The sequence below is a fragment of the Rhizobium sp. WSM1328 genome, assembly GCF_057653715.1.
Genome location: NZ_CM172788.1, coordinates 2,282,770 through 2,302,264, shown reverse-complemented (window position 1 = coordinate 2,302,264; position 19,495 = coordinate 2,282,770). Strand labels below are relative to the sequence as shown.

The following is a 19,495-nucleotide window of genomic DNA, read 5'->3' as shown; positions in this document are numbered from 1 at the left end:
AGCTACGGGGACGGGTCCGGTCTTCCCTGCCGGACCGTCCTTGCAGCGTTTTTGAAGCGCCGTCTTCAATGCCGTTTTTCAGAATTGCCTTTTGAGGTGAACCCAACAGGTACGTTGCGTATCGCACGTCGGCATCTGCCAGCCTCGCCTCTCGAGGCACTCCGTTTTTCAATCTTTCAAACGAGCTGGATCCACCGATAGAATTATCGTGCGGACGGCTGTTGGTCTGTCTGCCCGGCGTCGGCTGGCTTTGCCGCAATAGGTCGCGAAAAGAAAATCCAATGCCGACAATGTGATCACAGCTTTTTGGGAGAGAGGATACAACCCTTGCTGGGGGCCGGCATTCATTCCTACTCTCGGATAGCTTGTTCTTATGGACGATCTCAACGACTACTATTATTTCGCCGCTGTCGTCTCCAGCGGCGGTTTCGCTTCTGCAAGTCGCGATCTAAAAATACCACGTTCGAAGCTCAGCAGGCGGGTCAGCCGGCTTGAGGAAGGGCTTGGCGCAAGGCTCATAGAACGCTCGACTCGCCACTTCCGGGTGACTGAGATCGGCCAGGCTTTCTACGAAAGATGCCAGACCATCCTGCAGGAGGCCGATCGCGCCAAATCGATCGTCAGCGAGGCTCAGTCCGACCCGCAAGGTGTGGTGCGTATGGGCTGCCCGCTAGGTCTCGTCGACATATCGGTCGGGGGGATCCTGCCCGAATTCCTGGAACGTTATCCGAAGATCAAGCTGCAGATCATCGGCTCCGACCGGCGCGCCGATCTCATCAACGAACGGATCGACCTCGAGGTGAGGGCGACCAACGAGCCGGAGACGCAGACGAGCCTGACGATGCGTAAGCTCGACCGTATCAGGCGTATCCTGGTCGCAAGTCCGTCGCTCGTCGAACGTACCGGCAACTTGCATTGTGTGGACGAACTCGCGGACCTGCCGACGCTGGCGATGACGTCATGGGTGTCGTTCCACACCTGGGAACTGGTCGGTCCGAATGACGCCAAGCTGGTGATTCGGCATCAGCCGCGGCTCACCTGCCGCAGTATGACCGCCATCCTCGACGCAGCCCGTGCCGGCCTCGGCTTCGGGCTTTTGCTCGAAAGTGCCTGCGAGGCCGATCTCCAGGCCGGCAAGCTGGTGCGGGTGCTGCCGGAATGGCAGTCGGAGGAGAGCCAGTTCTACATCGTCTTCACGACAGCGAAGGGCATGCCGCCGGCGGTGCGGGTCCTGATCGATTTCCTGGTCGAAAAATCCAGGCAGCATTGATTTAGAGCCTTTCCGGGTTAGATTGAAGCATTCTGCCGGAGCAGGTTTTCGTCAGGGCAAAGGCGATTGGCGACGGGCATACCCCAGGGTACGTCCGAGCCGATCGCCTTTGTCCTGGCGGAAAGATGCCCGGCCCTTCGGGTTGGCTGAAACGGGCCGGCTGATCGACCGGCCGGCTTGGCCGTAGAGCTGGGCTACGACGCGCGCCGGCCGGTCGACCATCCGACTCCGTTTGAGCCAACAGAATGCTTCAATCTAACCCGGAAAGGCTCTAGTTATTCGAGCCGGCATCCCGCCTCATCTCAACCGTGCCAACAGCTTTTCGTCGGCCAGTTCCCTGGCGGCATCCTTGCCGATCCAGTGGGCGGTTTTATCAGGGCTTTCCGCCAGGATCCTTGCGAGTGCCAGGGCCGGCGCATGGCAGGCGAGATTGCGCTTGCCGATACTGCGCAGGGCCCAATTCACGGCCTTGCGCACGAAGTTTCGCGGGTCGTCGGCATGGGCCTCGATCAGCGGCAACCAAGCGAGGATGGTCGCATCAGGTTCCTTCTTCAAGTGAACCGCGGCACCGGCAATCATGGCGAAGGCGGTGCGCCTGATAAATTCACGCTCGTCGGCGGCGAAGTCTGAGATGAGTTCATCCAGCCGGGCTTCAACGAAGAGATCGGCGGCGCAATCGACGATCTCCCAGGAGTTGAAATCAGCGGCCCAATTTCGGGCTTCTTCAGACGTCAACCGCTTCGGCTCGGCTGTGTAGAGGGCAAGCAGGCGGGCTTCGCGGATATCGCTTCGCCAGAGCTGCATTGCCCTGAGGTGATCCTTCTTCGCCAGTCTGGCGACCGCCCTGATATCGGGATTGGAGATACCGAGGGCGTGATCGGTAACGATGCCGAAGCGCGCCATGGCGGCGACATTCTCCTCCGAACGCAGGGTTTCGAGATGCGCGATCAGTTCGGCCGCATCGGAGGAGGGGGCGATCATTTTTCGAGGCGGGCAAGCAGCGAGGATGTGTCCCAGCGATTGCCGCCCATTGCCTGCACGTCGCCGTAGAACTGGTCGACGACGGCGGTGACCGGTAGCTTGGCGCCATTGCGGCGGGCTTCGGTGAGCACGATGCCGAGATCCTTGCGCATCCAGTCGACCGCAAAGCCGAAGTCATATTTGCCTGCGTTCATGGTCTTGTGGCGGTTTTCCATCTGCCAGGAACCGGCCGCACCCTTGGAAATCACCTCGACGACCTTTTCAATATCCAGGCCGGCGCGCTTGCCGAAATGCAGCGCTTCGGCAAGTCCCTGGACGAGGCCGGCGATGCAGATCTGGTTGACCATCTTGGTCAGCTGGCCCGAGCCTGCCGGCCCCATCAGGCCAACCATGCGGGCATAGGCGTCGATGACAGGCCTGGCGCGTTCGAAGACGGCCTCGTCGCCGCCGCACATGACGGTCAGGACACCGTTTTCGGCGCCGGCCTGGCCGCCGGAGACGGGCGCATCGATGAAATCGACACCTTTTTCCTTTGCCGCGGCATGAAGTTCGCGGGCGATCTCAGCGCTGGCGGTGGTGTTGTCGATCAGCACCGAACCCGGCTTCATGCCGTGCAGGGCGCCGTTTTCACCCAATGTCACCGAGCGGAGATCTTCGTCATTGCCGACGCAGACGAAGACGAAATCGGCTCCAGTGGCTGCCTTGGCCGGAGTGGGAGCGGCGTGGCCCGAAAATTTCTCGGCCCAGGCGGCGGCTTTTGCCGGCGTGCGGTTATAGACGGTGACATCGTGGCCGCCTTTCGTCTTCAGATGGCCCGCCATGGGAAACCCCATGACGCCGAGACCGATGAACGCGACTTTTGCCATATGTCCTATCCTTTTCCTGAAGTGCAGGCCCGAGGATTAACCGAAACGGCGGGAGCAGAAAAGCCCGTGAAGACGGACTTCCCTCCGATTGGCGCATATGAGGCTGGCCGCCGTTCGGCCGAGCCCTAGATTAGCGACAGGGCATTATGTTTCCGGGAGGTGACATGAGCGAAATTCCGACGATCAAGCCGCGGCGCAAAGGCCGTAGCGGAATGCAGGCGATGCTTATTCCATCGCAGCAGATGGTCGCAGAGCAAATTCGATCGGCACCGGAAGGTGTCCTCACCGACGTCGGCCTTCTCCGTCGCCGTCTCGCTGCTCAATACGGGGCAGACGCCTGTTGCCCGGTGACCATGCAGCGGCATTTGCGTGCGATCGCCGAGCTATCCTTCGGGGCACTGGAGAAGGGCGAGCCGGTGTCGACGGTTACGCCCTATTGGCGCATGGTCGATCCCGCAAGTCTGCTTGCGAAGCGTCTCACAGGTGGCCCCACCTTCATCCGGGAGCGGCTGGCCGCGGAAGGTCGGGAGTGAGCCGGGATGGTAGGCAGCATATGGCGCGCGAAAAAAATCCGCTCAAGGGCGATTTCCGAGCTGCAAAATTTCAGCAAAGGCGGAAACTTGCAAATAAAATTGTCGATATAAATTATAGATTTCATCATCATGGAATTCACCACTGACGGGGTCGACCAGCCGAAAGACAGGCCCGACACCATAAAAAAGGGGAAAGTCATGATTTCACGTCGACAAACGCTCGGGCTTTTCGCAGCAGCTGCGGCCACGGCAATCCTGCCGGCTGTCAGGCCGGCACGCGCTGCCGCCAGCGAGTTCCGTATCGGCTGGCAGAAGAACGGCGTGCTGGCGCTCGCCAAGCGTCGCAGTGCACTTGAAAAGCGGCTTGCCGATCACGGCATTACCGTCAGCTGGTCGGAATTCACCTCCGGCCCGCCGCTTCTCGAAGCGTTAGGCGCAGGCGCTCTCGATTTCGGCGCGACCGGCGATGTACCGCCGCTCTTTGCCCAGGCGGCCGGCGGGCAGCTCTATTATGTCGGTCTCTACAAGGGTAGCCCGGCAGCCTCGGCCATCCTCGTGCGCAAGGATTCGTCGATCAAGACACTTGAAGACCTCAAGGGAAAAAAGGTCGCTTTCAAGCGCGGCTCCAGCGCGCATAATGTAACGGTCAAGGTTCTGCGCAAGGCAGGCCTGAAGCCCGAAGATGTCGAGCAGCTCGACCTTTCGCCGCCGGATGCTGCCGCCGCTTTCAAGAATGGCAGTATCGACGCCTGGTCGATCTGGGATCCATATCTGGCGATTGCCGAAGCTGATCCGGAGACTCGTATCATCACGACCGCTGAAGGCATCGTCGACTCCTACAGTTTCTTCCTCGCCAATCGCGATTTTACCGATGCTAATGGGCAAGTGATCGTCGACGTGCTCGATGAGCTTGCCAAGGTCGGTAAGTCGGCACAGAGCAATCTCGACGAAACGGTGAAGGAGCTTTCCGAAATTACCGGTGTGCCGGCTGACGTGACGCGCGTGACATTGACACGCAAGGGCGCCGATCTCGGCAGCGTCTCGACCATCACCGATGCCGCCGCCGCCTATCAGCAAGCACTCGCAGACGAGTTCTACGGGCTCGGCATCCTGCCGAAGAAGCTCGTGACCGGCGATATCGTCTGGCGTCCCAAGGCGAGCTGATTTTCCGGCCGAGCCAAGATTTCCGCGAGGCGGCATGGAGAGGGCCTCCATGCCGCTGAACCGGAAAAATATTCTCCAAAACGGATTAGAATAGCAAATTGATATTGTCGATCTAATTGATGGTCTATGTCACTATCCTCGCGATCGAGCGGACACCGAAAGGCATCTGCCTGCTGCCATCCGATCGACAGGGATATTTCAGATGCTCGCGCATAGACAGACAGCCGGCCTTCTTGCCGCCCCGCCCACAACGATCCTCCCAAGCATCCGTGCGGCGGCGGCGCCACGAAGGCGGACGGTCTGCGCGTCGCCGCTTGCAGAGAGCTATCTCGACCACGAGTTGATTTTCGAATTCCGCAGCTAAAGGACCGTCTTCCAATGACCACCTCCCATACAGGCACATCCGAGCCCATCAATTTCCTCTGGTTCATCCCGACATCGGGCGACGGCACCTATCTCGGCTCCTCTGATCTCAACCGCGCGCCCGAGATCGGCTATCTCACGCAGATCGCTCAGGCCGTCGACCGGCTCGGCTATTCCGGCGTGCTGCTGCCGACCGGGGTTGCCTGCGAAGAATCCTTCGTGACGGCGGCAGCCCTTGCCGCCAAAACCGAGAAGCTGCAGTTCCTGGTGGCGATCCGTCCCGGCACCGCATCGCCTGCCTATTACGCGCGTCTTGCGACGACGTTCGACCGCATCTCCAACGGCCGCCTGCTGCTCAACGTCGTCGTCGGCGGTAGCCCGGCGGAGCTAGCCGGCGATGGCATCCATCTCGAGCATGACGAGCGCTATGCCCATGCCGAAGAGTTCTTCACCGTCTTCGAGGAACTGCTGGAAAAGGGAACGGCAAGCTTCGACGGCAAATACATCAAGGCGACCAATGCGCGCCTCGGCTTTCCCTCGGTGCAGAACCCGCGCCCGCCGCTCTATTTCGGCGGCTCGTCGGATGCCGGCATCGATTTCTCCGTCGGCCGTGTCGACAAGTACCTGACCTGGGGCGAGCCGCCGGCACAGGTTGCCGAGAAGGTCACCAAGGTGCGCAAGGCTGCCAGCGAACGCGGCCGCGAGGTGAGCTTCGGCATTCGTCTGCACTTCATCGTGCGCGAAACCGATGATGAAGCATGGGAGGCGGCCGAGCGACTGATCCGCCATCTCGACGACGATACGATCCGCGAGGCGCAGGAGCGCTTCGTCCACGAGTCCGACTCGGTCGGCCAGAAGCGAATGGCTGCCCTTCATGGCGGGCGCCGCGACAAGCTCGAAGTCTCGCCGAACCTCTGGGCCGGCGTCGGCTTGGTGCGCGCCGGTGCGGGCACGGCGCTTGTGGGATCGCCGAAGACGGTGGCCGCGCGCCTTCGCGAATATCAGGAGATCGGCATCGATACGGTTATCGGCTCCGGCTATCCGCATCTCGAAGAGGCCTATCGCGTCGCCGAGTTGCTTTTCCCCGAACTCGGCATCACCCGCGAGCAGCAGCGTCTGGGCTTCAACAACGAGTTCGGCCGCAAGCAGGTCTTCGCAGGCGGCAGCCATGGCGGCAATCTGAAAGTCGTCTCCGGTTCCTGATCTCGAACGAAGACGTAGAGCTTGACACCGCCGCAAGCCGCTTACGGCTTGCGGCATCCTGCTCCCGATAAGCGCGAGGACAATGCATGTCGACTTTCGATACTCCGTTCGTACGGTCGGTCGCTTCCGAAAAGGCCGGGAAGGCGGGTTTGCGCCTGCCGCTGCCCGGCCTGGACAAGCTGACCCCCTATCTGGTGCCGGTGGCGATCGTGGCGTTGTGGCAGCTTGCCTCCTCGGCCGGCTGGATCTCATCGCGCATCATGCCGTCGCCGGCCGATGTCGGCCTTGCCTTCTGGTCGACGACGGTTTCCGGCCAGTTGCCGAATGACGTGCTGGTGAGCGCCGGCCGCGCCTTTGCCGGTCTTCTCGTCGGCGGCTCGATCGGCTTCCTGCTCGGCATCGCCAATGGCGTATCGCGCATCTCCGAACAGCTGACGGATACGACGCTGCAGATGCTGCGCACCATTCCGCATCTGGCGATGATCCCGCTTGTCATCCTGTGGTTCGGGATCGGCGAGGAATCGAAGCTGTTTCTCACCTCGCTCGGCGTACTCTTCCCGGTTTATCTCAACACCTATCACGGGGTGCGCAATGTCGATCGCGACCTGATCGAGATGGGTAAGGTCTATGGCATGGGCAATTGGACGCTGTTCCGCAAGGTGATCTTTCCAGGCGCGCTGCCGTCGATCTTCGTCGGCCTCAGATATGCGCTCGGCATCATGTGGCTGACGCTGATCGTATCGGAATCGATCGCTGCATCGTCAGGCATCGGCCACATGGCCAACAATGCCCGCGAATTCATGATGACTGACGTCGTGGTGCTGGCACTGGTCATCTATGCCGTGCTCGGCAAGCTTGCTGATGTCATTGCCCGGGCTCTGGAAAGGCGGCTGCTCGTCTGGAACCCGGTCTATCAGAAATAGGAGAGACGCCATGACATCGATCGCACGTGAGCGTTTTCACGCCGTCGCCGAAGAGCCAGCTTATGCGCGCGAAAACGCGCCAGCAGTGGGCCGTAGTGCGCCCGCGGCGATCAGCCTGACCGGGCTTGAAAAGAGTTTTGGGGCCAACCGCGTACTGCGCGGCATCAATCTGCATATTCCGGCCGGCCAGTTCGTTGCCGTGATCGGCAAGAGCGGCTGTGGAAAGAGCACGCTGCTGCGCATCCTGATGGGCCTTGACGAGCCGAGTGCCGGCGAATTGCATTTCGAGGATGCCGGTGGCGCGCAGGCGAGCCCGAACGCGCGCATCGTCTTTCAGGAGCCGCGGCTGCTGCCCTGGCTCAGTGTTGCCGACAATGTGGTGGTCGGGCTGGGTGACGGCATCGACAGGCGGGCGGCGCTGAAGGCGGCCGACGCCGTGCTTGCCGAAGTCCAGCTTGGCGAAAAGACCGGGGAATGGCCGGCGCGGCTTTCCGGCGGGCAACGGCAGCGCGTGGCGTTGGCGCGGGCGCTGGTCAGCCGGCCGGGCGTGCTGGCACTCGACGAACCGCTCGGCGCACTCGATGCGCTGACGCGGATCAGCATGCAGGAACTCATCAACCGTGTCTGGTGCGAACTCGGCTTCACCGCAGTGCTCGTCACCCATGATGTCAGCGAGGCGGTGCATCTCGCCGACCGGGTCATCGTGCTCGACGAGGGGCGGATCGCACTCGATCTTGCCATTCCCTATCCGCGTCCGCGCCGGCACGGCCATCCTGGCCTCGCCGAGCTGGAAGGCCGGCTGCTTGCCGCGATTCTCGGCACCGACGGCGGCCATTGATCTTAGCGCGATTCGCGATGCTGCATGACCTCGGCATAGGCGAGGCGTATTGGTGCGAGCATGCATGACCAATGGCGAAAATGCATAGCCGCTTGGGTATGTGAAGTTCACCTATCTCTGCCACGCGCGCTGCCATGCGCACCAAATTCAGCAATACTATTTTCCTCAGGTTGTTTTACGTTCAGCTTGACTCATTCATATCTCCATGGCTATACGTTAATCCATAGCCAACGAGGTATGGATTGTAGATGTCGGACACCCAGGACGTGCTCTTCAGAACGCTCGCCGATCCGACCCGGAGGGCTCTTTTCGAACGGCTGTGCCGCGAAGGAGAGAAGACGGTCGGGGCTCTGACGGCTCGGGCCGGGGTCTCGCAACCGGTTGTCTCGAAACATCTCGGAATTCTGAAGCAGGCGGGATTGGTGCGCGACCGCCATGAAGGGCGGCAGACACATTATAGCGCCCAGCTCGGCGCGCTGGCGCCGCTGGTCGACTGGACAAGCGAGATGGCTGGCTTTTGGCAAAACCGGTTCGACCAGCTGGAAGATCTATTGAAAAGGATGGACCAATGACCGAAATTTCAAACGAAACCCGTTCCGTCATCGTCGAACGAGAGATCCCTTTTCCGCCGGAAAAGATCTGGCGCGCGCTCACGCAGCCGCATCTGATTGCGGACTGGCTGATGAAAAACGACTTCGTGCCGATCGTGGATCAGCGTTTCAAGCTGAGCGCGGATTGGGGCTCGGTCGACTGCCAGGTCCTGGAAGTCGAGCCGAATAAAACACTGTCTTACACCTGGGCTGCCTATGATCTCGAAAGTGTCGTCACCTGGACTCTCACGCCCACGGGCGCGGGCACGCAGCTGCGCATGGAGCAGTCGGGCTTCCGGCCGGATCAGCGGCAGGCCTACGGGGGTGCCAAAAGCGGTTGGCCGCAGTTCTTCGCAAATCTCGAGCAGGTCCTGACGCGGATCGAGTGAGGCCGCGGCCAAAACGGATCACACCATCGGCTTCGCTTGTTTTCGCAGGAGGTTCCCTTGAATTGGAATAACTGGCTTCGGCAGATCCACCGTTGGCTGTCCATTGCCTTTACGCTGGCCGTCATAATTAATATCATCGCGATGGTGCAGGAGAAATCGTCCGTCTGGGTAGGTCTCACGGCGCTGCTGCCGCTGACCTTGCTGCTGCTCACCGGTCTCTACCTGTTCGCGCTGCCATATGCCGCTAGGTGGCGCGGCGCGGGACGTAGCGGAGGGTAGGAGTGAAGGCAATGTCCGGGAAGACATCCAAGACTGCGGCAAAGGTCACGAAGAAGACAGCCGCCAAGCCTGATACCGCGGAGCCGACCCTTCTCTCGGGCGGCAACCCTCAGATCCCCAAGGGTTACGGCGACGCTCCCGTGCAAGCCTACATCGCGGCCATGCCTGGCTGGAAAAGTGACGTCGGGCGCCGTCTCGACGCGCTCATTACCCGTACCGTTCCCGATGTGCACAAGGCAGTCAAATGGAACTCGCCCCTTTATGGCATGGAAGGGCAGGACTGGTTTCTCGGTGTCCATTGCTTCGCAAAATACATCAAGGTTGCTTTCTTCCGCGGCACGTCGCTCAGTCCCGTTCCGCCCGGCGAGTCCAAACAAAAGGAAGTGCGTTACTTCCACATTCATGAGGAAGACCGACTCGACGAGGCCCAGCTCGCCGCCTGGGTGGAACAGGCAAGCCAATTGCCCGGCGAACGAATGTGAGCGGACGCGTAGATTTGAGGGTTAGAGCGTCCTTTGTACGTCCGAAAAGACGCACTGCGCTTAGGCCATCAGCATTTAAGGGATGAAGGGGAGATATCGATGAAGAAAGCCACGGCAACCCTGAAGAAGAGCGGCTCCAGCGAAGAGAAAGACGGAGACTCTCCTTCTCGTTTGATCGATGCGAGAATCGAGGAGTTGAGCGATTGGCGCGGCGAGATGCTCGCTCGGGTCCGAACTCTCATCAGGCAGGCCGAGCCCGACGTGGTCGAGGAATGGAAGTGGAGAGGCGTTCCGGTGTGGGAGCACGCCGGGATCATCTGCACCGGCGAGACCTACAAGAGCGTGGTGAAACTGACCTTCGCCAAGGGCGCCTCGCTGGAGGACCCTTCAAGCCTCTTCAACTCCAGCCTTGACGGCAATACCAGGCGCGCCATCGATTTCCACGAAGGCGATGAGGTTGACGAGGAGGCGTTGAAGGCGCTCATTCGCGGTGCTGCCACACTCAACACTTCAAAGCGGGCCGCGGCTCGTCCTGCCGGCTCGCGGAAGAAACCAAGCAACGCTTGAGGCTTGGCTTATTTCGCCTGAAACGCATCGCGTCAAACCTGATTCATGCGAGACGATTCAGTTTTGCGCGCCATGCGATCAGTGGATCGGGCTTTCTTCGCGCTCGAGGAAGAGTTCCAGATTGTCGAGGCCGATCTCGGTGCCCTGGAGGCGGGCACCGTTATCGGCGTAGCCGTCGAGGAATACCACCTGTTCGGTGAAGATCATTTTCGTGCCGCCGGGTGCGGCTTCGAAGGCAACGGTTGTGAGAGACGCGGAGATGCGGCTTTCCCCAAGCTTCATCTCATAGGCATAGACGATGCGGGCATCGGGCACGATATCGATATAATGGGCGTCATAGGCGTGCAGAAGGCCGTCAGTATCGGCGACGTAGTTCCTTTCCGTGCCGCCGGGGCGGAAATCGAGCCCGTAGTCCAGCGGCACCCACTCGCCATGGCATGCGAACCATTGGCGTTTGGCCTCTGGCACCGACCAGGCGCGGAAGACGCGGGCGACGGGCGCCTTCAGGTGACGCTCGATGACGAGAGTGGCGTGTTCGGCGGATCGTGTCGTCATTCGGGAAGGCTCTCCGTTTCATTGGCGAGAAAGTGGTCCAGCCTGTCGAAGGTGGTCGTCCATTGGATCTTCCGCTGTTCCACCCAGCGCTCGACGGCGGCAAACGCGTCCTGCTGCAGGCGGTAGGTTCGCACCCGGCCTGATTTTTCGGAGAGAACGAGACCGCTCTCCTCCAGCACCTGCAGATGTTTCATCACCGTCGGCAGGGCAACCGCGAGCGGTGCGGCCAGTTCGGTGACGGAGGCTGGGCCACGGCCGAGGCGGTCGATCATGCCGCGGCGGCTGCGGTCGGAAAGCGCATGGAACATGCGGTCGAGATCTGCCTGGCTTTCGATCATCCCGCCGCATCCCGGAAGCGGGCCGGCAGCCTCTCTTTGTAGGGATAGAACTTGAAGTAGGGGCTGGCCTCATCCAACGCCCTTGCAAAGGACGGGCGTGCCAGCAGCCGATCGTAATAGCCGCGAAGGTTCGGGTGTTCCGATGAAAACGGAACCAGCGTTTCGGCATAGAAAAGGGCGGGGGCGGCGGCGCAATCGGCCATGGTGAAGCCGTCACCTGATATCCATTGCTTGTCGGCGAGCTGCTTTTCGATCATTGCATAGGCGGTGGCGAGTGTCGCCCTGGCGGCGGCTACCTCAATCTCGTCCGCCGTGCCGTCGGGGCGCCGGCGATTGCTGACGATGGTCTGCATCGGCGCCTGGACATAGTGGTCGAAAAAGCGATCCCAGAGACGAACCTGCAGCGCCCGGTCGATCTCCGGCGGCAGCAGGCGAACGGGGCCGGCATAATATTGCTCGAGATATTCGATAATGATCGATGTCTCGGGAATGGTGCTGTCGCGCGCCTCGTCCCGCAGCAGCGGCATCTTGCCGATCGGCCAGAAGCGAAAGAGATCGGCGCGCGAGCTTTCGTCGGAAAGATCGACGATGCGATTCTCGAAGGGAGTGCCGTTTTCATAAAGCGCGATAAGTACTTTGTGGCAGAAAGAGGCGAGCGGATGCCCATAGAGCACGAGCGACATGCGGCGACCTTTCCTATCGTTGCGGTAAACTTTACCGATCGACTAACTATCAGGTCATGACACATTTCGCAACAGATACTTCGCCAACCGTGCAAGTATTCCGTCAGCCGATCTACCAGGTGTTGGCGTCAGCCATTATACCGGGCGATCACCAAATGGCCTGGTGTCGGCCGGCCTTCTTCCATGCGCACGTTGATATCCGATATCTCGACGAGTTCGAAACCCGTGGCCGTCAGGCGTTCTCTGACATAGGCGTCGGCATGAGCGAAGCGCTGGTGCGGGCCGACCATATAGGCGCGGCCGGCGAGAATTTCCTCAGGCAGGGTTTCCGAGGAGAAGATGAACAATCCGCCCGGCATTATGTTCTCGGCGGCGCCGAAGAACAGCGGTTCGAGTGCGCCGAGATAGGGCAGCACGTCGGTGGCGGCGATGATGTCGAAGGCTTCCTCGTCGTTGTCGTCGAGGAAATCCTCGACCTCGGCGACGAAGAGCGTCTCGTAGAGATCCTTCTCATGGGCGATCTCGACCATTTTCTCCGATATGTCGATGCCGGTCATATCAGCGCAGAGGTCGCGTAGCGCGCCGCCGGTGAGGCCCGTGCCGCAGCCGAGATCGAGCAGCCGCTTGAACGGTCCGAGCTTCAGCGCCTGCAGGCGCTGGCGCACCAGCATCGGCACGTGATAGCCGAGCTGCTCGACGAGCACGTCCTCGAAAACCTCGGCATGCTGGTCGAACAAGGTCTCGACATAGGCATCGGGCGCCTTGACCGGCGTTTCGCCGCGGCCCATCGCGGCGATGCGTACGGCCGCACCACCGTGATCGTCGGGATCGAGTGCCAGGACTTCCTCATAGGCTGCAACGGCCGCATCAACATCTCCGGCCTTTTCCAGCTCCAGCGCGCGGTTGTAGGCCTCGCCAAGGGCATCTTCGTCGATCTTCTTTGCCATCACAGTCCATCGTCCTTTTGTTTCAGGCATGCGTCTAAGACGGCTTTCGATGTTTTGCAATGGCGCGATTGCGGGCGCAGAATGGCCGAAAAGAAGACGAAGGGAGGAATGAGCCATGAAAATGGAGGAAGACGGGACTTCATCGGCAAGGGAAGGAGAGGGCGGGTGGCCATTGCTGCTGCCTAGCACACCAGGCGAGGTCACCAATACGCTCTGCCATTATTACCGCGGTGAACTCGGGCGGATGACGAGCTGGCGCGACCGCATCGACCGGACGTCCAACTGGGCGATCACGGTGGTCGCCGCACTCCTCTCGGTGTCGCTGTCGACGCCGACCTCGCATCACGGAGTGCTGTTGTTCGGGATGATGCTGGTGACGCTGCTTCTGATGATCGAGGCGCGGCGCTACCGCTTCTTCGATATCTATCGCGCTCGCATTCGCCAGATCGAGCGCTGCTATTTCGCACAGATTCTGGCGCCCGACCCCAATGCCGGCAGCGAATGGGCAGTGGTGGTCGCCAGTAGCCTGCGCAAGCCGCGCTTTCTGCTCAGCTATCAAGAGGCGATGCACCGCCGGCTTAAACGCAATTACGGCTGGATGTATTTCATCCTGTTGCTCGCCTGGTGCCTGAAGATCTCGACGCCGAAACTGCAGACGGAGGGAATGCCGGCGCTGCAGGCGCAGTCATGGGCCTATGTCATCGACAATGCCGTGCTCGGGCCGGTTCCCGGCCTTGCGGTCATTGCAATCGTCATCGCCTTCTATGTCGGCATGCTCGGTTTCGCCCTGCGCTCGGATCGCGACGAAGGCGAATTCGGCCATGGCGAAGCACATGTCTGATCTGGTGAGCATGATGTTCTACGAAAAGCCGTTCACACTTTTCGGCATCATGCTCCAGAACCGATCAGTGCAGGATCAACTCGCCCTTCAGTGCCCGCCACTCGGTTGCCGAGATCAGCTTGCGGTGGATGTAGCGCACCGAATGCAGCGGCCCGTCGAGCTTCTCTTCCCAGAATTTCAGGAAGCCGCGCATTTCGGGAAAATCGGGGGCGAGGTCGTAATCCTGCCAGACATAGGTTTGTAGGATCACCGGGTGGTCCGGCAGGCGGTAGAGGATCTGGGCGGTCGTCAGACCATAGCCCTTCAGTTGTTTTTCCATTTCCTTGTGCATCGTATTCCGCTTCTTCTTGTTCCCACTCGCGCGCTTATTAGCGCTGCATGATATGGAAACATGCGAGTGGTTAACGGAAGCTTTACAGATACTTCGTAAAAGGGCAATTTATTTTTAATATCAATGGTTTGGCAGCATCGTCCCGAGAGTGCTGCCAAAGGCTCAGCGCTTGAGATGCCGGGTCAGGCGGCGCTCGAACCAGGCCCAGAGATGGCGTAAGGCTTCGACGATGGTGAGGTAGAAGATCGCCGCCCAGAGATAGGTCTGGTAGTCGAAAGTGCGGGAGAAGGCGTAACGGGTTTCGCCCATCAGGTCGAGTACGGTGATGATGGCGACGACCGCCGAGCCCTTGATCAGCAGGATGATTTCGTTGCCATAAGGGCGAAGTGCGACGATGAGAGCCTGCGGCAGGATGATCTTGCGGAAGGCGATGAACTTGTGAATGCCGAGTGCCGCGGCCGCCTCGTGCTGGCCATGCGACACGCTTTCGATGGCGCCGCGCAGGATTTCCGCCTGGTAGGCCGCGGTGTTGATGGTCATGGCAAAGAGGCCGCAATACCAGGCTTCGCGGAAGAACCACCAGATGCCGACGGCCTCAAGCTGCGGCCGGAATATGCCGAGGCCGTAATAGACCAGGAACAGCTGGGCAAGCAGTGGCGTGCCGCGGAAGAAATAGATGTAGCCGTAGGCCAGCGCATTCAGCACCCGGTTCTTTGACATGCGCGCCACGGCAAGCGGCAGCGACAGGATGGCGCCGCAGATAACGGAAATGAAAACGAGGCTCAGCGTTATCCAGAGGCCATGGAGATAACGCGGCCCGTAGCGGGTGAATTTTTCCGGATCCCAGCCATTGATGACGGAGATCACCAGGAGCACCCCAAGCAGAGCCCAGAGAGCGACGAGGATATAGCCGGCCATGCGCGCCGGTGTCATCGGCTTCATCACTTCCCGGGGTGCGGGCTGCGGCGGGATCAGTGTTTCGGCGTAGCTCATCGGCGGATCTCCGAACGCTTGGCCCAGCGCTCGACATAGACGAGCAGAAAGGAGGAAAGGATGGCGAGCACCAGATAGAGGCAGCAGGCCAGACCATAGAAAAAGAAGGGTTCCTTGGTCACGCGTACGGCGACACTCGTCTGGCGCAGGATATCGGCAAGGCTGATGATCGAGACGTAGGACGTGTCCTTCAGGAGGACCATCCAGAGGTTCGTCAGTCCCGGCAGCGCGATGCGCACGAGCTGCGGCAGGACGATGAGGCGCAGCGTGCGGCCGCGATGCAGCCCCAGCGCGTCGCCCGCCTCATATTGTCCCTTGGGAATGGCGCGGAAGGCCGAGAGCAGCACTTCCGAGCAGTAGGCGGAGAAGACGACCGAAAGCGCGATGACGCCGGCGAGGAAGGCGTTGATCTCGATCGGCGGTCCGTCATAACCGACGAAGGTCAGCAGAGACTGGATTAGCATCTGCATGCCGTAATAGATGATGAAGAGCGTCAAAAGCTCCGGCAGGCCGCGGAAGATCGTGGTGTAAATACCGGCCGCCAGGCGCAGCGGCTTTTCCTCCGACTGCTGGCCGAGCGCCACCAGGAAGCCGATGGCGAGGCCGATCGGCAGGGTGACGATCGCCACTGAAATGGTGACCTGCAGGCCAAGTGCAATCTCGTCGCCCCAGCCGGTATCGCCACAGGCAAGGATCGTCGACTGACCTAACCACGTGAAGATGCCAACGGGTCCGCACAGCGGATCGAATATGTGCACAATCCAGCTCCAGAAGGAGCTCAGCGCGGAAAATAATCCGCCCATGCGAGAATTCCCCTCACGGCTTTTGCCGTTTTAATCTTGCAATCCTTGTCAAACAAAAATGGCGGAAGAGCAAGCCTTCCGCCATTACCTTCGTCGGCCAGATAACGAATTTCTTATTGGCCGTAAACGTCGAAGTCGAAGTACTTGTCCTGGATCTTCTTATATTCACCGCTGGCGCGGATCGCAGCGATCGCCGTGTTCAGCTTTTCCCTGAGCGGATCGCCCTGGCGGATAGCAATGCCTGCGCCGTTGCCATTGATTTCCTTGTCGACCGGCAGGGTCGTCAGGATCTTGCAGCAAGCGCCGGCGTCGGACTTGACCCATTCGGAAAGAACGACGACGTCGTCGATGACGGCGTCGACACGGCCGCTGGCAACGTCGAGCTTGTATTCGTCAGCGGTCGGATAGAGCTTGAGCTCGGTGTCGGCGAGATGCTTTTCGGCGTAGTTGGCGTGCGTCGTGGAGGTCTGCGCGCCAATCACCTTGCCTTTGAGGCCGGCGACGTCTGATATCGTCGAATCCTTCGGCACGGCAATGGCCGGCGGGGTGTTGTAGTACTTGTTTGAGAAGTCGACGAGCTTCAGACGCTCCGGCGTGATCGACATGGAGGAGACGATCATGTCGAACTTCTTGGCGTTGAGCGCCGGGATGATGCCATCCCAGTCGGTGCTGACGAAGGTGCATTCAGCCTTCATCTCGGCGCAGAGCGCCTTGGTGATATCGATGTCGAAGCCTTGGATGGTGCCGCTGGCATCGACGAATTCGAAGGGCGGATAGGTCGAATCGGTGCCGATCACATATTTCTCGCCATCGGCCATGGCCGATCCGGCAAAAAGGGACATCGCCGCGATCGAGGCTGCCGCGAAAATACGGGTAGAATTAAGCATGAGGATCCTCTCTGTTGGTAGCCGTCGCTCCTTATTTCTGTTGGGCTGACGGCCGCAGTTCAACGGTGCCGAGACCGCCTTGCGGCGATAATCAGACTTTTTTTCATGGAATTGCAACACAAATCCCATCGCAATTGTGCGGTGCAAATAGCAGGCGAGATGAACGCCGGCAGACTGCAACATTCACGCGAGGTTAATCCCCAACTTCTTAGAACCGGAACAAATCGGCGGCTCGGCAATTGCCATTCCGCCGTTTCGCCTCAATGCGAAGCTAGGGGCGGAACCAGGGCCTGGCGGCCTCAAGAAGCTCAAACAGGATCGAGGAAACCCGATGGGCATGAAATCAAGATTGTTCGCAAGCGCGGCTTTTCCGTTGCTTTCTCTTTCGCTGGCTTTGCAGCCGGCAGCGGCGATGGCGGCCGTACGTGACGTCGCGACGCAGGCTTCGCCCGTGCGGCAGGCCGAGCAGGGCAGCTTCCAGGTGGCGCAAGATGCGCCAGCCGAGGTGGCGCAGGATGCGCCTTCCGAAGAGGAGTTGCTGAAGAAGAAGCGCAAGCAGAAGGAGGAAGCCCCGGCCGAACAGGCGCCCGCCGCCGAGAAGCCGGCGCAGCAGGAAGCGCCCGCGGAAAAGCCGAAGGCTGAGCGCAAGGAAGCTCCGGCGCCGGAACCCAAGGCAGAGCCGGAGGCGCCCAAGGCCGAAGCAGCGCCGAAAGAAGAGCCTGCTCAGCAGCCGGAAAGCAAGCCCCAGCGGAAAGCCAAATCAGAAGCGCAGCCCGAGGCCGAGCAGCCGGTAACCCAGGAAAAGCCGAAAAAGCCGAAGAAGACGGAGGCGCAGCAGGCCGAACCAGAACAGCAGCCGGCAGCAAAGGAAGCTCAGCCGGAAGCGGAGCAGGCACAGCCCGAAGCCAAGCCGGAAGGCGGCAAACGGGATAAAGGACAGGACAAGGCCCAGGGCCGGGATAAAGGCAAGGGCAAGGCTGAAAAAGAAGCTCAGCCTGCCGCTCCCGAAGCCGTGAAGCCGACTGCGGAATCGGCCAAGCCCGAAGCCACGCCTGAAGCAAAACCCGCCGCCGAGGCGCCGGCCGAGAAAAAGCCGGCAAAGGGTGAGACTGCAGCACCAGCAGACAAAGCACCCACAGACAAGGCGACCGAAGGCAAGGCAACCGAAGGCAAGGCGACCGAAGACAAGGCGGCGGCACCGGAAGCTGCCCCCGCCGAAAAGCCCAAAGATGGCACGGCAGCAAAGCCTGCCGGTGAACAGCCCGCCGGCGCACAGCCGACCGCGCCCGCAACTGACACTGCCCAGCCGCTGCCGGATGCCAGCGGCAGCCAGCAGGCGGAGCAGGCTATTCCGGCGCCGGAAAAGGCTTCGCCCGAGGAGCTGGAACGCCGCAAGAAGATCGCCGCAGATCCGGCCAAGAGCAGCGAGACCGTCGTGCTGCCCGTGGAGAACGGTGCGGCCGTGCTCGACAGCGACAAGGATGCCGACCGCAGCAAGGGCCGGGAAGGCCGCCGCGACCGCGACAGGCAGCGCGCCGACAGCCAGGAGGTGAAGGTGCCGACCTCGGATGCCGATGCACAGGCCGCCACCGGCGGCAAGGCGCCGGCGCCGGTCAAACTCGAGGCGGTGACGCGCGAGAAGGGCAGGAAGCTCGACGAGCGGCCACGATTCGTCCGTCCCGACGGTGCGCGCTTCGACGACCGTGGGAGCGACGACAGCCGGGTGATCATCCAGTACGACAACAGGACGATCGTGCGCGGCGACGATGACAGGCGCTTCCTGCGCGACGGCGAACGGCCGAGCTACGAAGAGCTGTCCGGCGACCGCTACCGCGAGACGATCACGCGGCCGGAAGGCTATCGCATCGTGACGATCCGCAACCGCTACGGCGACATCATCCAGCGGTCGCGCGTCGATGCCCGCGGACGCGAGAACGTGCTCTATTATTCGCAGGATCTCTATGACGATCCGGACCGCGACTATTTCGAGGATCCGGGTGCCGACCTGCCGCCGATGCGGCTGCGTGTGCCGCTCAGCGACTACATCATCGACACCCGCAGCGACCCGAACCGGGACTATTACGAGTTCCTGAGCGAGCCGCCAGTCGAGCCGGTCGAGCGCGTCTATTCGCTGGATGAGGTGAAGTACTCGGCCCGTATCCGCGACAAGGTACGTCGCATCGACCTCGACACGATCACCTTCGCGACCGGCAGCGCCGATATCCCGATGACCCAGGCGCGCACCTTGCGCAAGGTCGCCGACGCGATCAGCCAGGTACTCGAGAAGGATCCGAGCGAAACCTTCCTGATCGAAGGTCATACCGATGCCGTCGGCTCTGACCAGAGCAACCTAATCCTCTCCGACCAGCGGGCGGAATCGGTCGCCAACGTGCTCTCCGACGTCTACGGCATCGCGCCGGAGAATCTGGCGACGCAGGGCTATGGTGAGAGCTACCTGAAGGTCAACACGTCGGCCCCTGAGCAGGAAAACCGCCGCGTCACCATCCGCCGCGTCACGGCACTGGTCCGCCCGGTCGCTGCCAACAAGTAATGATGTTGCCCCTCCCCATTTTCGGGGAGGGGCATTTCGGTCTTGCTTCTTCTTTCCAAGTGGCTTGAAGGATGGTTGAGAAGTGCGGCTCGCTCTTCTCCCCGGCGGGGCGGTGCCG

General features: G+C 60.9%; 23 protein-coding genes. 13 read left to right on the top strand and 10 right to left on the bottom strand.

Annotated elements, in window-relative coordinates; genetic code table 11:
* The first annotated feature begins 373 nt into the window (after window positions 1–373).
* Window positions 374–1,270, top strand: a complete 897-nt coding sequence (locus AC2444_RS11690; RefSeq protein WP_012757784.1) for a LysR substrate-binding domain-containing protein — start codon at window positions 374–376, stop codon at window positions 1,268–1,270.
* Between the two features lie 297 nt (window positions 1,271–1,567).
* Here AC2444_RS11690 and AC2444_RS11685 read toward each other — a convergent pair whose 3' ends face one another.
* Both AC2444_RS11685 and AC2444_RS11680 read right to left on the bottom strand, forming a co-directional pair.
* The gene (locus tag AC2444_RS11685) at window positions 1,568–2,251 is read right to left on the bottom strand and encodes a DNA alkylation repair protein (protein WP_012757783.1); all 684 of its coding nucleotides are present in this window, start codon (window positions 2,249–2,251) and stop codon (window positions 1,568–1,570) included.
* Entirely contained in the window at window positions 2,248–3,117 is an 870-nt protein-coding gene (locus AC2444_RS11680; protein ID WP_012757782.1) for an NAD(P)-dependent oxidoreductase, read from the bottom strand. The genes AC2444_RS11685 and AC2444_RS11680 overlap by 4 nt, the downstream gene beginning before the upstream one ends.
* A 164-nt stretch (window positions 3,118–3,281) precedes the next feature.
* Here AC2444_RS11680 and AC2444_RS11675 point away from each other — a divergent pair, with 164 nt between their 5' ends.
* The 10 genes from AC2444_RS11675 to AC2444_RS11630 all read left to right on the top strand — a co-directional run bounded on the left by AC2444_RS11675 (window position 3,282) and on the right by AC2444_RS11630 (window position 10,448).
* On the top strand, window positions 3,282–3,650 hold the full coding sequence (locus AC2444_RS11675; RefSeq protein ID WP_012757781.1) for a hypothetical protein: 369 nt from the start codon (window positions 3,282–3,284) through the stop codon (window positions 3,648–3,650).
* Window positions 3,651–3,848: 198 nt separating this feature from the next.
* Window positions 3,849–4,814, top strand: a complete 966-nt coding sequence (locus AC2444_RS11670; protein ID WP_041935536.1) for an aliphatic sulfonate ABC transporter substrate-binding protein — start codon at window positions 3,849–3,851, stop codon at window positions 4,812–4,814.
* A 378-nt stretch (window positions 4,815–5,192) separates the two neighbouring features.
* On the top strand, window positions 5,193–6,380 hold the full coding sequence (ssuD, locus tag AC2444_RS11665) for an FMNH2-dependent alkanesulfonate monooxygenase (protein ID WP_128449149.1): 1,188 nt from the start codon (window positions 5,193–5,195) through the stop codon (window positions 6,378–6,380).
* Window positions 6,381–6,466: 86 nt separating this feature from the next.
* The gene (ssuC, locus tag AC2444_RS11660) at window positions 6,467–7,303 is read left to right on the top strand and encodes an aliphatic sulfonate ABC transporter permease SsuC (RefSeq protein WP_012757778.1); all 837 of its coding nucleotides are present in this window, start codon (window positions 6,467–6,469) and stop codon (window positions 7,301–7,303) included.
* Window positions 7,304–7,313: 10 nt separating this feature from the next.
* Complete coding sequence (locus tag AC2444_RS11655) at window positions 7,314–8,141, top strand: ABC transporter ATP-binding protein (RefSeq protein ID WP_012757777.1); 828 nt, start codon at window positions 7,314–7,316, stop codon at window positions 8,139–8,141.
* Between the two features lie 248 nt (window positions 8,142–8,389).
* On the top strand, window positions 8,390–8,713 hold the full coding sequence (locus tag AC2444_RS11650; RefSeq protein WP_003540367.1) for an ArsR/SmtB family transcription factor: 324 nt from the start codon (window positions 8,390–8,392) through the stop codon (window positions 8,711–8,713).
* A complete protein-coding gene (locus AC2444_RS11645) occupies window positions 8,710–9,120 on the top strand; it encodes an SRPBCC family protein (RefSeq protein WP_012757776.1) in 411 nt (136 codons plus the stop codon). The genes AC2444_RS11650 and AC2444_RS11645 overlap by 4 nt, the downstream gene beginning before the upstream one ends.
* Before the next feature lie 57 nt (window positions 9,121–9,177).
* On the top strand, window positions 9,178–9,399 hold the full coding sequence (locus AC2444_RS11640) for a hypothetical protein (RefSeq protein ID WP_012757775.1): 222 nt from the start codon (window positions 9,178–9,180) through the stop codon (window positions 9,397–9,399).
* Between the two features lie 11 nt (window positions 9,400–9,410).
* Complete coding sequence (locus tag AC2444_RS11635) at window positions 9,411–9,881, top strand: DUF1801 domain-containing protein (RefSeq protein ID WP_012757774.1); 471 nt, start codon at window positions 9,411–9,413, stop codon at window positions 9,879–9,881.
* 99 nt (window positions 9,882–9,980) lie between these two features.
* A complete protein-coding gene (locus tag AC2444_RS11630) occupies window positions 9,981–10,448 on the top strand; it encodes a DUF1801 domain-containing protein (RefSeq protein ID WP_012757773.1) in 468 nt (155 codons plus the stop codon).
* Between the two features lie 78 nt (window positions 10,449–10,526).
* Here AC2444_RS11630 and AC2444_RS11625 read toward each other — a convergent pair whose 3' ends face one another.
* From AC2444_RS11625 to AC2444_RS11610, 4 genes are all read right to left on the bottom strand, one after another.
* A complete protein-coding gene (locus AC2444_RS11625) occupies window positions 10,527–11,003 on the bottom strand; it encodes an SRPBCC family protein (protein WP_012757772.1) in 477 nt (158 codons plus the stop codon).
* The gene (locus AC2444_RS11620) at window positions 11,000–11,341 is read right to left on the bottom strand and encodes an ArsR/SmtB family transcription factor (RefSeq protein WP_012757771.1); all 342 of its coding nucleotides are present in this window, start codon (window positions 11,339–11,341) and stop codon (window positions 11,000–11,002) included. Before AC2444_RS11620 ends, AC2444_RS11625 begins: the two co-directional genes overlap by 4 nt.
* Window positions 11,338–12,024, bottom strand: a complete 687-nt coding sequence (locus AC2444_RS11615) for a glutathione S-transferase family protein (protein WP_012757770.1) — start codon at window positions 12,022–12,024, stop codon at window positions 11,338–11,340. The genes AC2444_RS11620 and AC2444_RS11615 overlap by 4 nt, the downstream gene beginning before the upstream one ends.
* A gap of 128 nt (window positions 12,025–12,152) precedes the next feature.
* Window positions 12,153–12,971, bottom strand: a complete 819-nt coding sequence (locus tag AC2444_RS11610) for a class I SAM-dependent DNA methyltransferase (RefSeq protein WP_012757769.1) — start codon at window positions 12,969–12,971, stop codon at window positions 12,153–12,155.
* Between the two features lie 115 nt (window positions 12,972–13,086).
* Between AC2444_RS11610 and AC2444_RS11605 the strand changes: the two genes are divergently transcribed.
* Window positions 13,087–13,812 (top strand): DUF2270 domain-containing protein, encoded by a 726-nt coding sequence (locus AC2444_RS11605; protein WP_012757768.1) that lies wholly within the window; start codon window positions 13,087–13,089, stop codon window positions 13,810–13,812.
* Between the two features lie 64 nt (window positions 13,813–13,876).
* On the opposite strand, the gene AC2444_RS11600 is transcribed toward AC2444_RS11605, so the two are convergent.
* The 4 genes from AC2444_RS11600 to AC2444_RS11585 form a co-directional block, all read right to left on the bottom strand.
* Window positions 13,877–14,143, bottom strand: coding sequence for an usg protein (locus tag AC2444_RS11600; protein WP_012757767.1), 267 nt, complete (start codon window positions 14,141–14,143; stop codon window positions 13,877–13,879).
* Between the two features lie 162 nt (window positions 14,144–14,305).
* A complete protein-coding gene (locus AC2444_RS11595) occupies window positions 14,306–15,136 on the bottom strand; it encodes an ABC transporter permease (RefSeq protein WP_012757766.1) in 831 nt (276 codons plus the stop codon).
* On the bottom strand, window positions 15,133–15,939 hold the full coding sequence (locus AC2444_RS11590) for an ABC transporter permease (protein ID WP_003560027.1): 807 nt from the start codon (window positions 15,937–15,939) through the stop codon (window positions 15,133–15,135). The genes AC2444_RS11595 and AC2444_RS11590 overlap by 4 nt, the downstream gene beginning before the upstream one ends.
* A 113-nt stretch (window positions 15,940–16,052) precedes the next feature.
* A complete protein-coding gene (locus AC2444_RS11585; protein WP_003560025.1) occupies window positions 16,053–16,826 on the bottom strand; it encodes a transporter substrate-binding domain-containing protein in 774 nt (257 codons plus the stop codon).
* A 331-nt stretch (window positions 16,827–17,157) separates the two neighbouring features.
* On the opposite strand from AC2444_RS11585, the gene AC2444_RS11580 reads away from it, so the two are divergent.
* Entirely contained in the window at window positions 17,158–19,377 is a 2,220-nt protein-coding gene (locus tag AC2444_RS11580) for an OmpA family protein (protein ID WP_012757765.1), read from the top strand.
* The last annotated feature ends 118 nt before the right edge of the window (window positions 19,378–19,495 follow it).

Coding starts and splice junctions, on each gene's coding strand:
- AC2444_RS11620 (WP_012757771.1), bottom strand. CDS start 11,341: ATGATCGAAAGCCAGGCAGATCTCGACCGCATGTTCCATGCGCTTTCC.
- AC2444_RS11590 (WP_003560027.1), bottom strand. CDS start 15,939: ATGGGCGGATTATTTTCCGCGCTGAGCTCCTTCTGGAGCTGGATTGTG.
- AC2444_RS11690 (WP_012757784.1), top strand. CDS start 374: ATGGACGATCTCAACGACTACTATTATTTCGCCGCTGTCGTCTCCAGC.
- AC2444_RS11580 (WP_012757765.1), top strand. CDS start 17,158: ATGGGCATGAAATCAAGATTGTTCGCAAGCGCGGCTTTTCCGTTGCTT.
- AC2444_RS11605 (WP_012757768.1), top strand. CDS start 13,087: ATGAAAATGGAGGAAGACGGGACTTCATCGGCAAGGGAAGGAGAGGGC.
- AC2444_RS11600 (WP_012757767.1), bottom strand. CDS start 14,143: ATGCACAAGGAAATGGAAAAACAACTGAAGGGCTATGGTCTGACGACC.
- AC2444_RS11610 (WP_012757769.1), bottom strand. CDS start 12,971: ATGGCAAAGAAGATCGACGAAGATGCCCTTGGCGAGGCCTACAACCGC.
- AC2444_RS11655 (WP_012757777.1), top strand. CDS start 7,314: ATGACATCGATCGCACGTGAGCGTTTTCACGCCGTCGCCGAAGAGCCA.
- AC2444_RS11680 (WP_012757782.1), bottom strand. CDS start 3,117: ATGGCAAAAGTCGCGTTCATCGGTCTCGGCGTCATGGGGTTTCCCATG.
- AC2444_RS11635 (WP_012757774.1), top strand. CDS start 9,411: ATGTCCGGGAAGACATCCAAGACTGCGGCAAAGGTCACGAAGAAGACA.
- AC2444_RS11595 (WP_012757766.1), bottom strand. CDS start 15,136: ATGAGCTACGCCGAAACACTGATCCCGCCGCAGCCCGCACCCCGGGAA.
- AC2444_RS11645 (WP_012757776.1), top strand. CDS start 8,710: ATGACCGAAATTTCAAACGAAACCCGTTCCGTCATCGTCGAACGAGAG.
- ssuD (WP_128449149.1), top strand. CDS start 5,193: ATGACCACCTCCCATACAGGCACATCCGAGCCCATCAATTTCCTCTGG.
- AC2444_RS11615 (WP_012757770.1), bottom strand. CDS start 12,024: ATGTCGCTCGTGCTCTATGGGCATCCGCTCGCCTCTTTCTGCCACAAA.
- AC2444_RS11685 (WP_012757783.1), bottom strand. CDS start 2,251: ATGATCGCCCCCTCCTCCGATGCGGCCGAACTGATCGCGCATCTCGAA.
- AC2444_RS11625 (WP_012757772.1), bottom strand. CDS start 11,003: ATGACGACACGATCCGCCGAACACGCCACTCTCGTCATCGAGCGTCAC.
- AC2444_RS11650 (WP_003540367.1), top strand. CDS start 8,390: ATGTCGGACACCCAGGACGTGCTCTTCAGAACGCTCGCCGATCCGACC.
- AC2444_RS11675 (WP_012757781.1), top strand. CDS start 3,282: ATGAGCGAAATTCCGACGATCAAGCCGCGGCGCAAAGGCCGTAGCGGA.
- AC2444_RS11670 (WP_041935536.1), top strand. CDS start 3,849: ATGATTTCACGTCGACAAACGCTCGGGCTTTTCGCAGCAGCTGCGGCC.
- AC2444_RS11585 (WP_003560025.1), bottom strand. CDS start 16,826: ATGCTTAATTCTACCCGTATTTTCGCGGCAGCCTCGATCGCGGCGATG.
- ssuC (WP_012757778.1), top strand. CDS start 6,467: ATGTCGACTTTCGATACTCCGTTCGTACGGTCGGTCGCTTCCGAAAAG.
- AC2444_RS11630 (WP_012757773.1), top strand. CDS start 9,981: ATGAAGAAAGCCACGGCAACCCTGAAGAAGAGCGGCTCCAGCGAAGAG.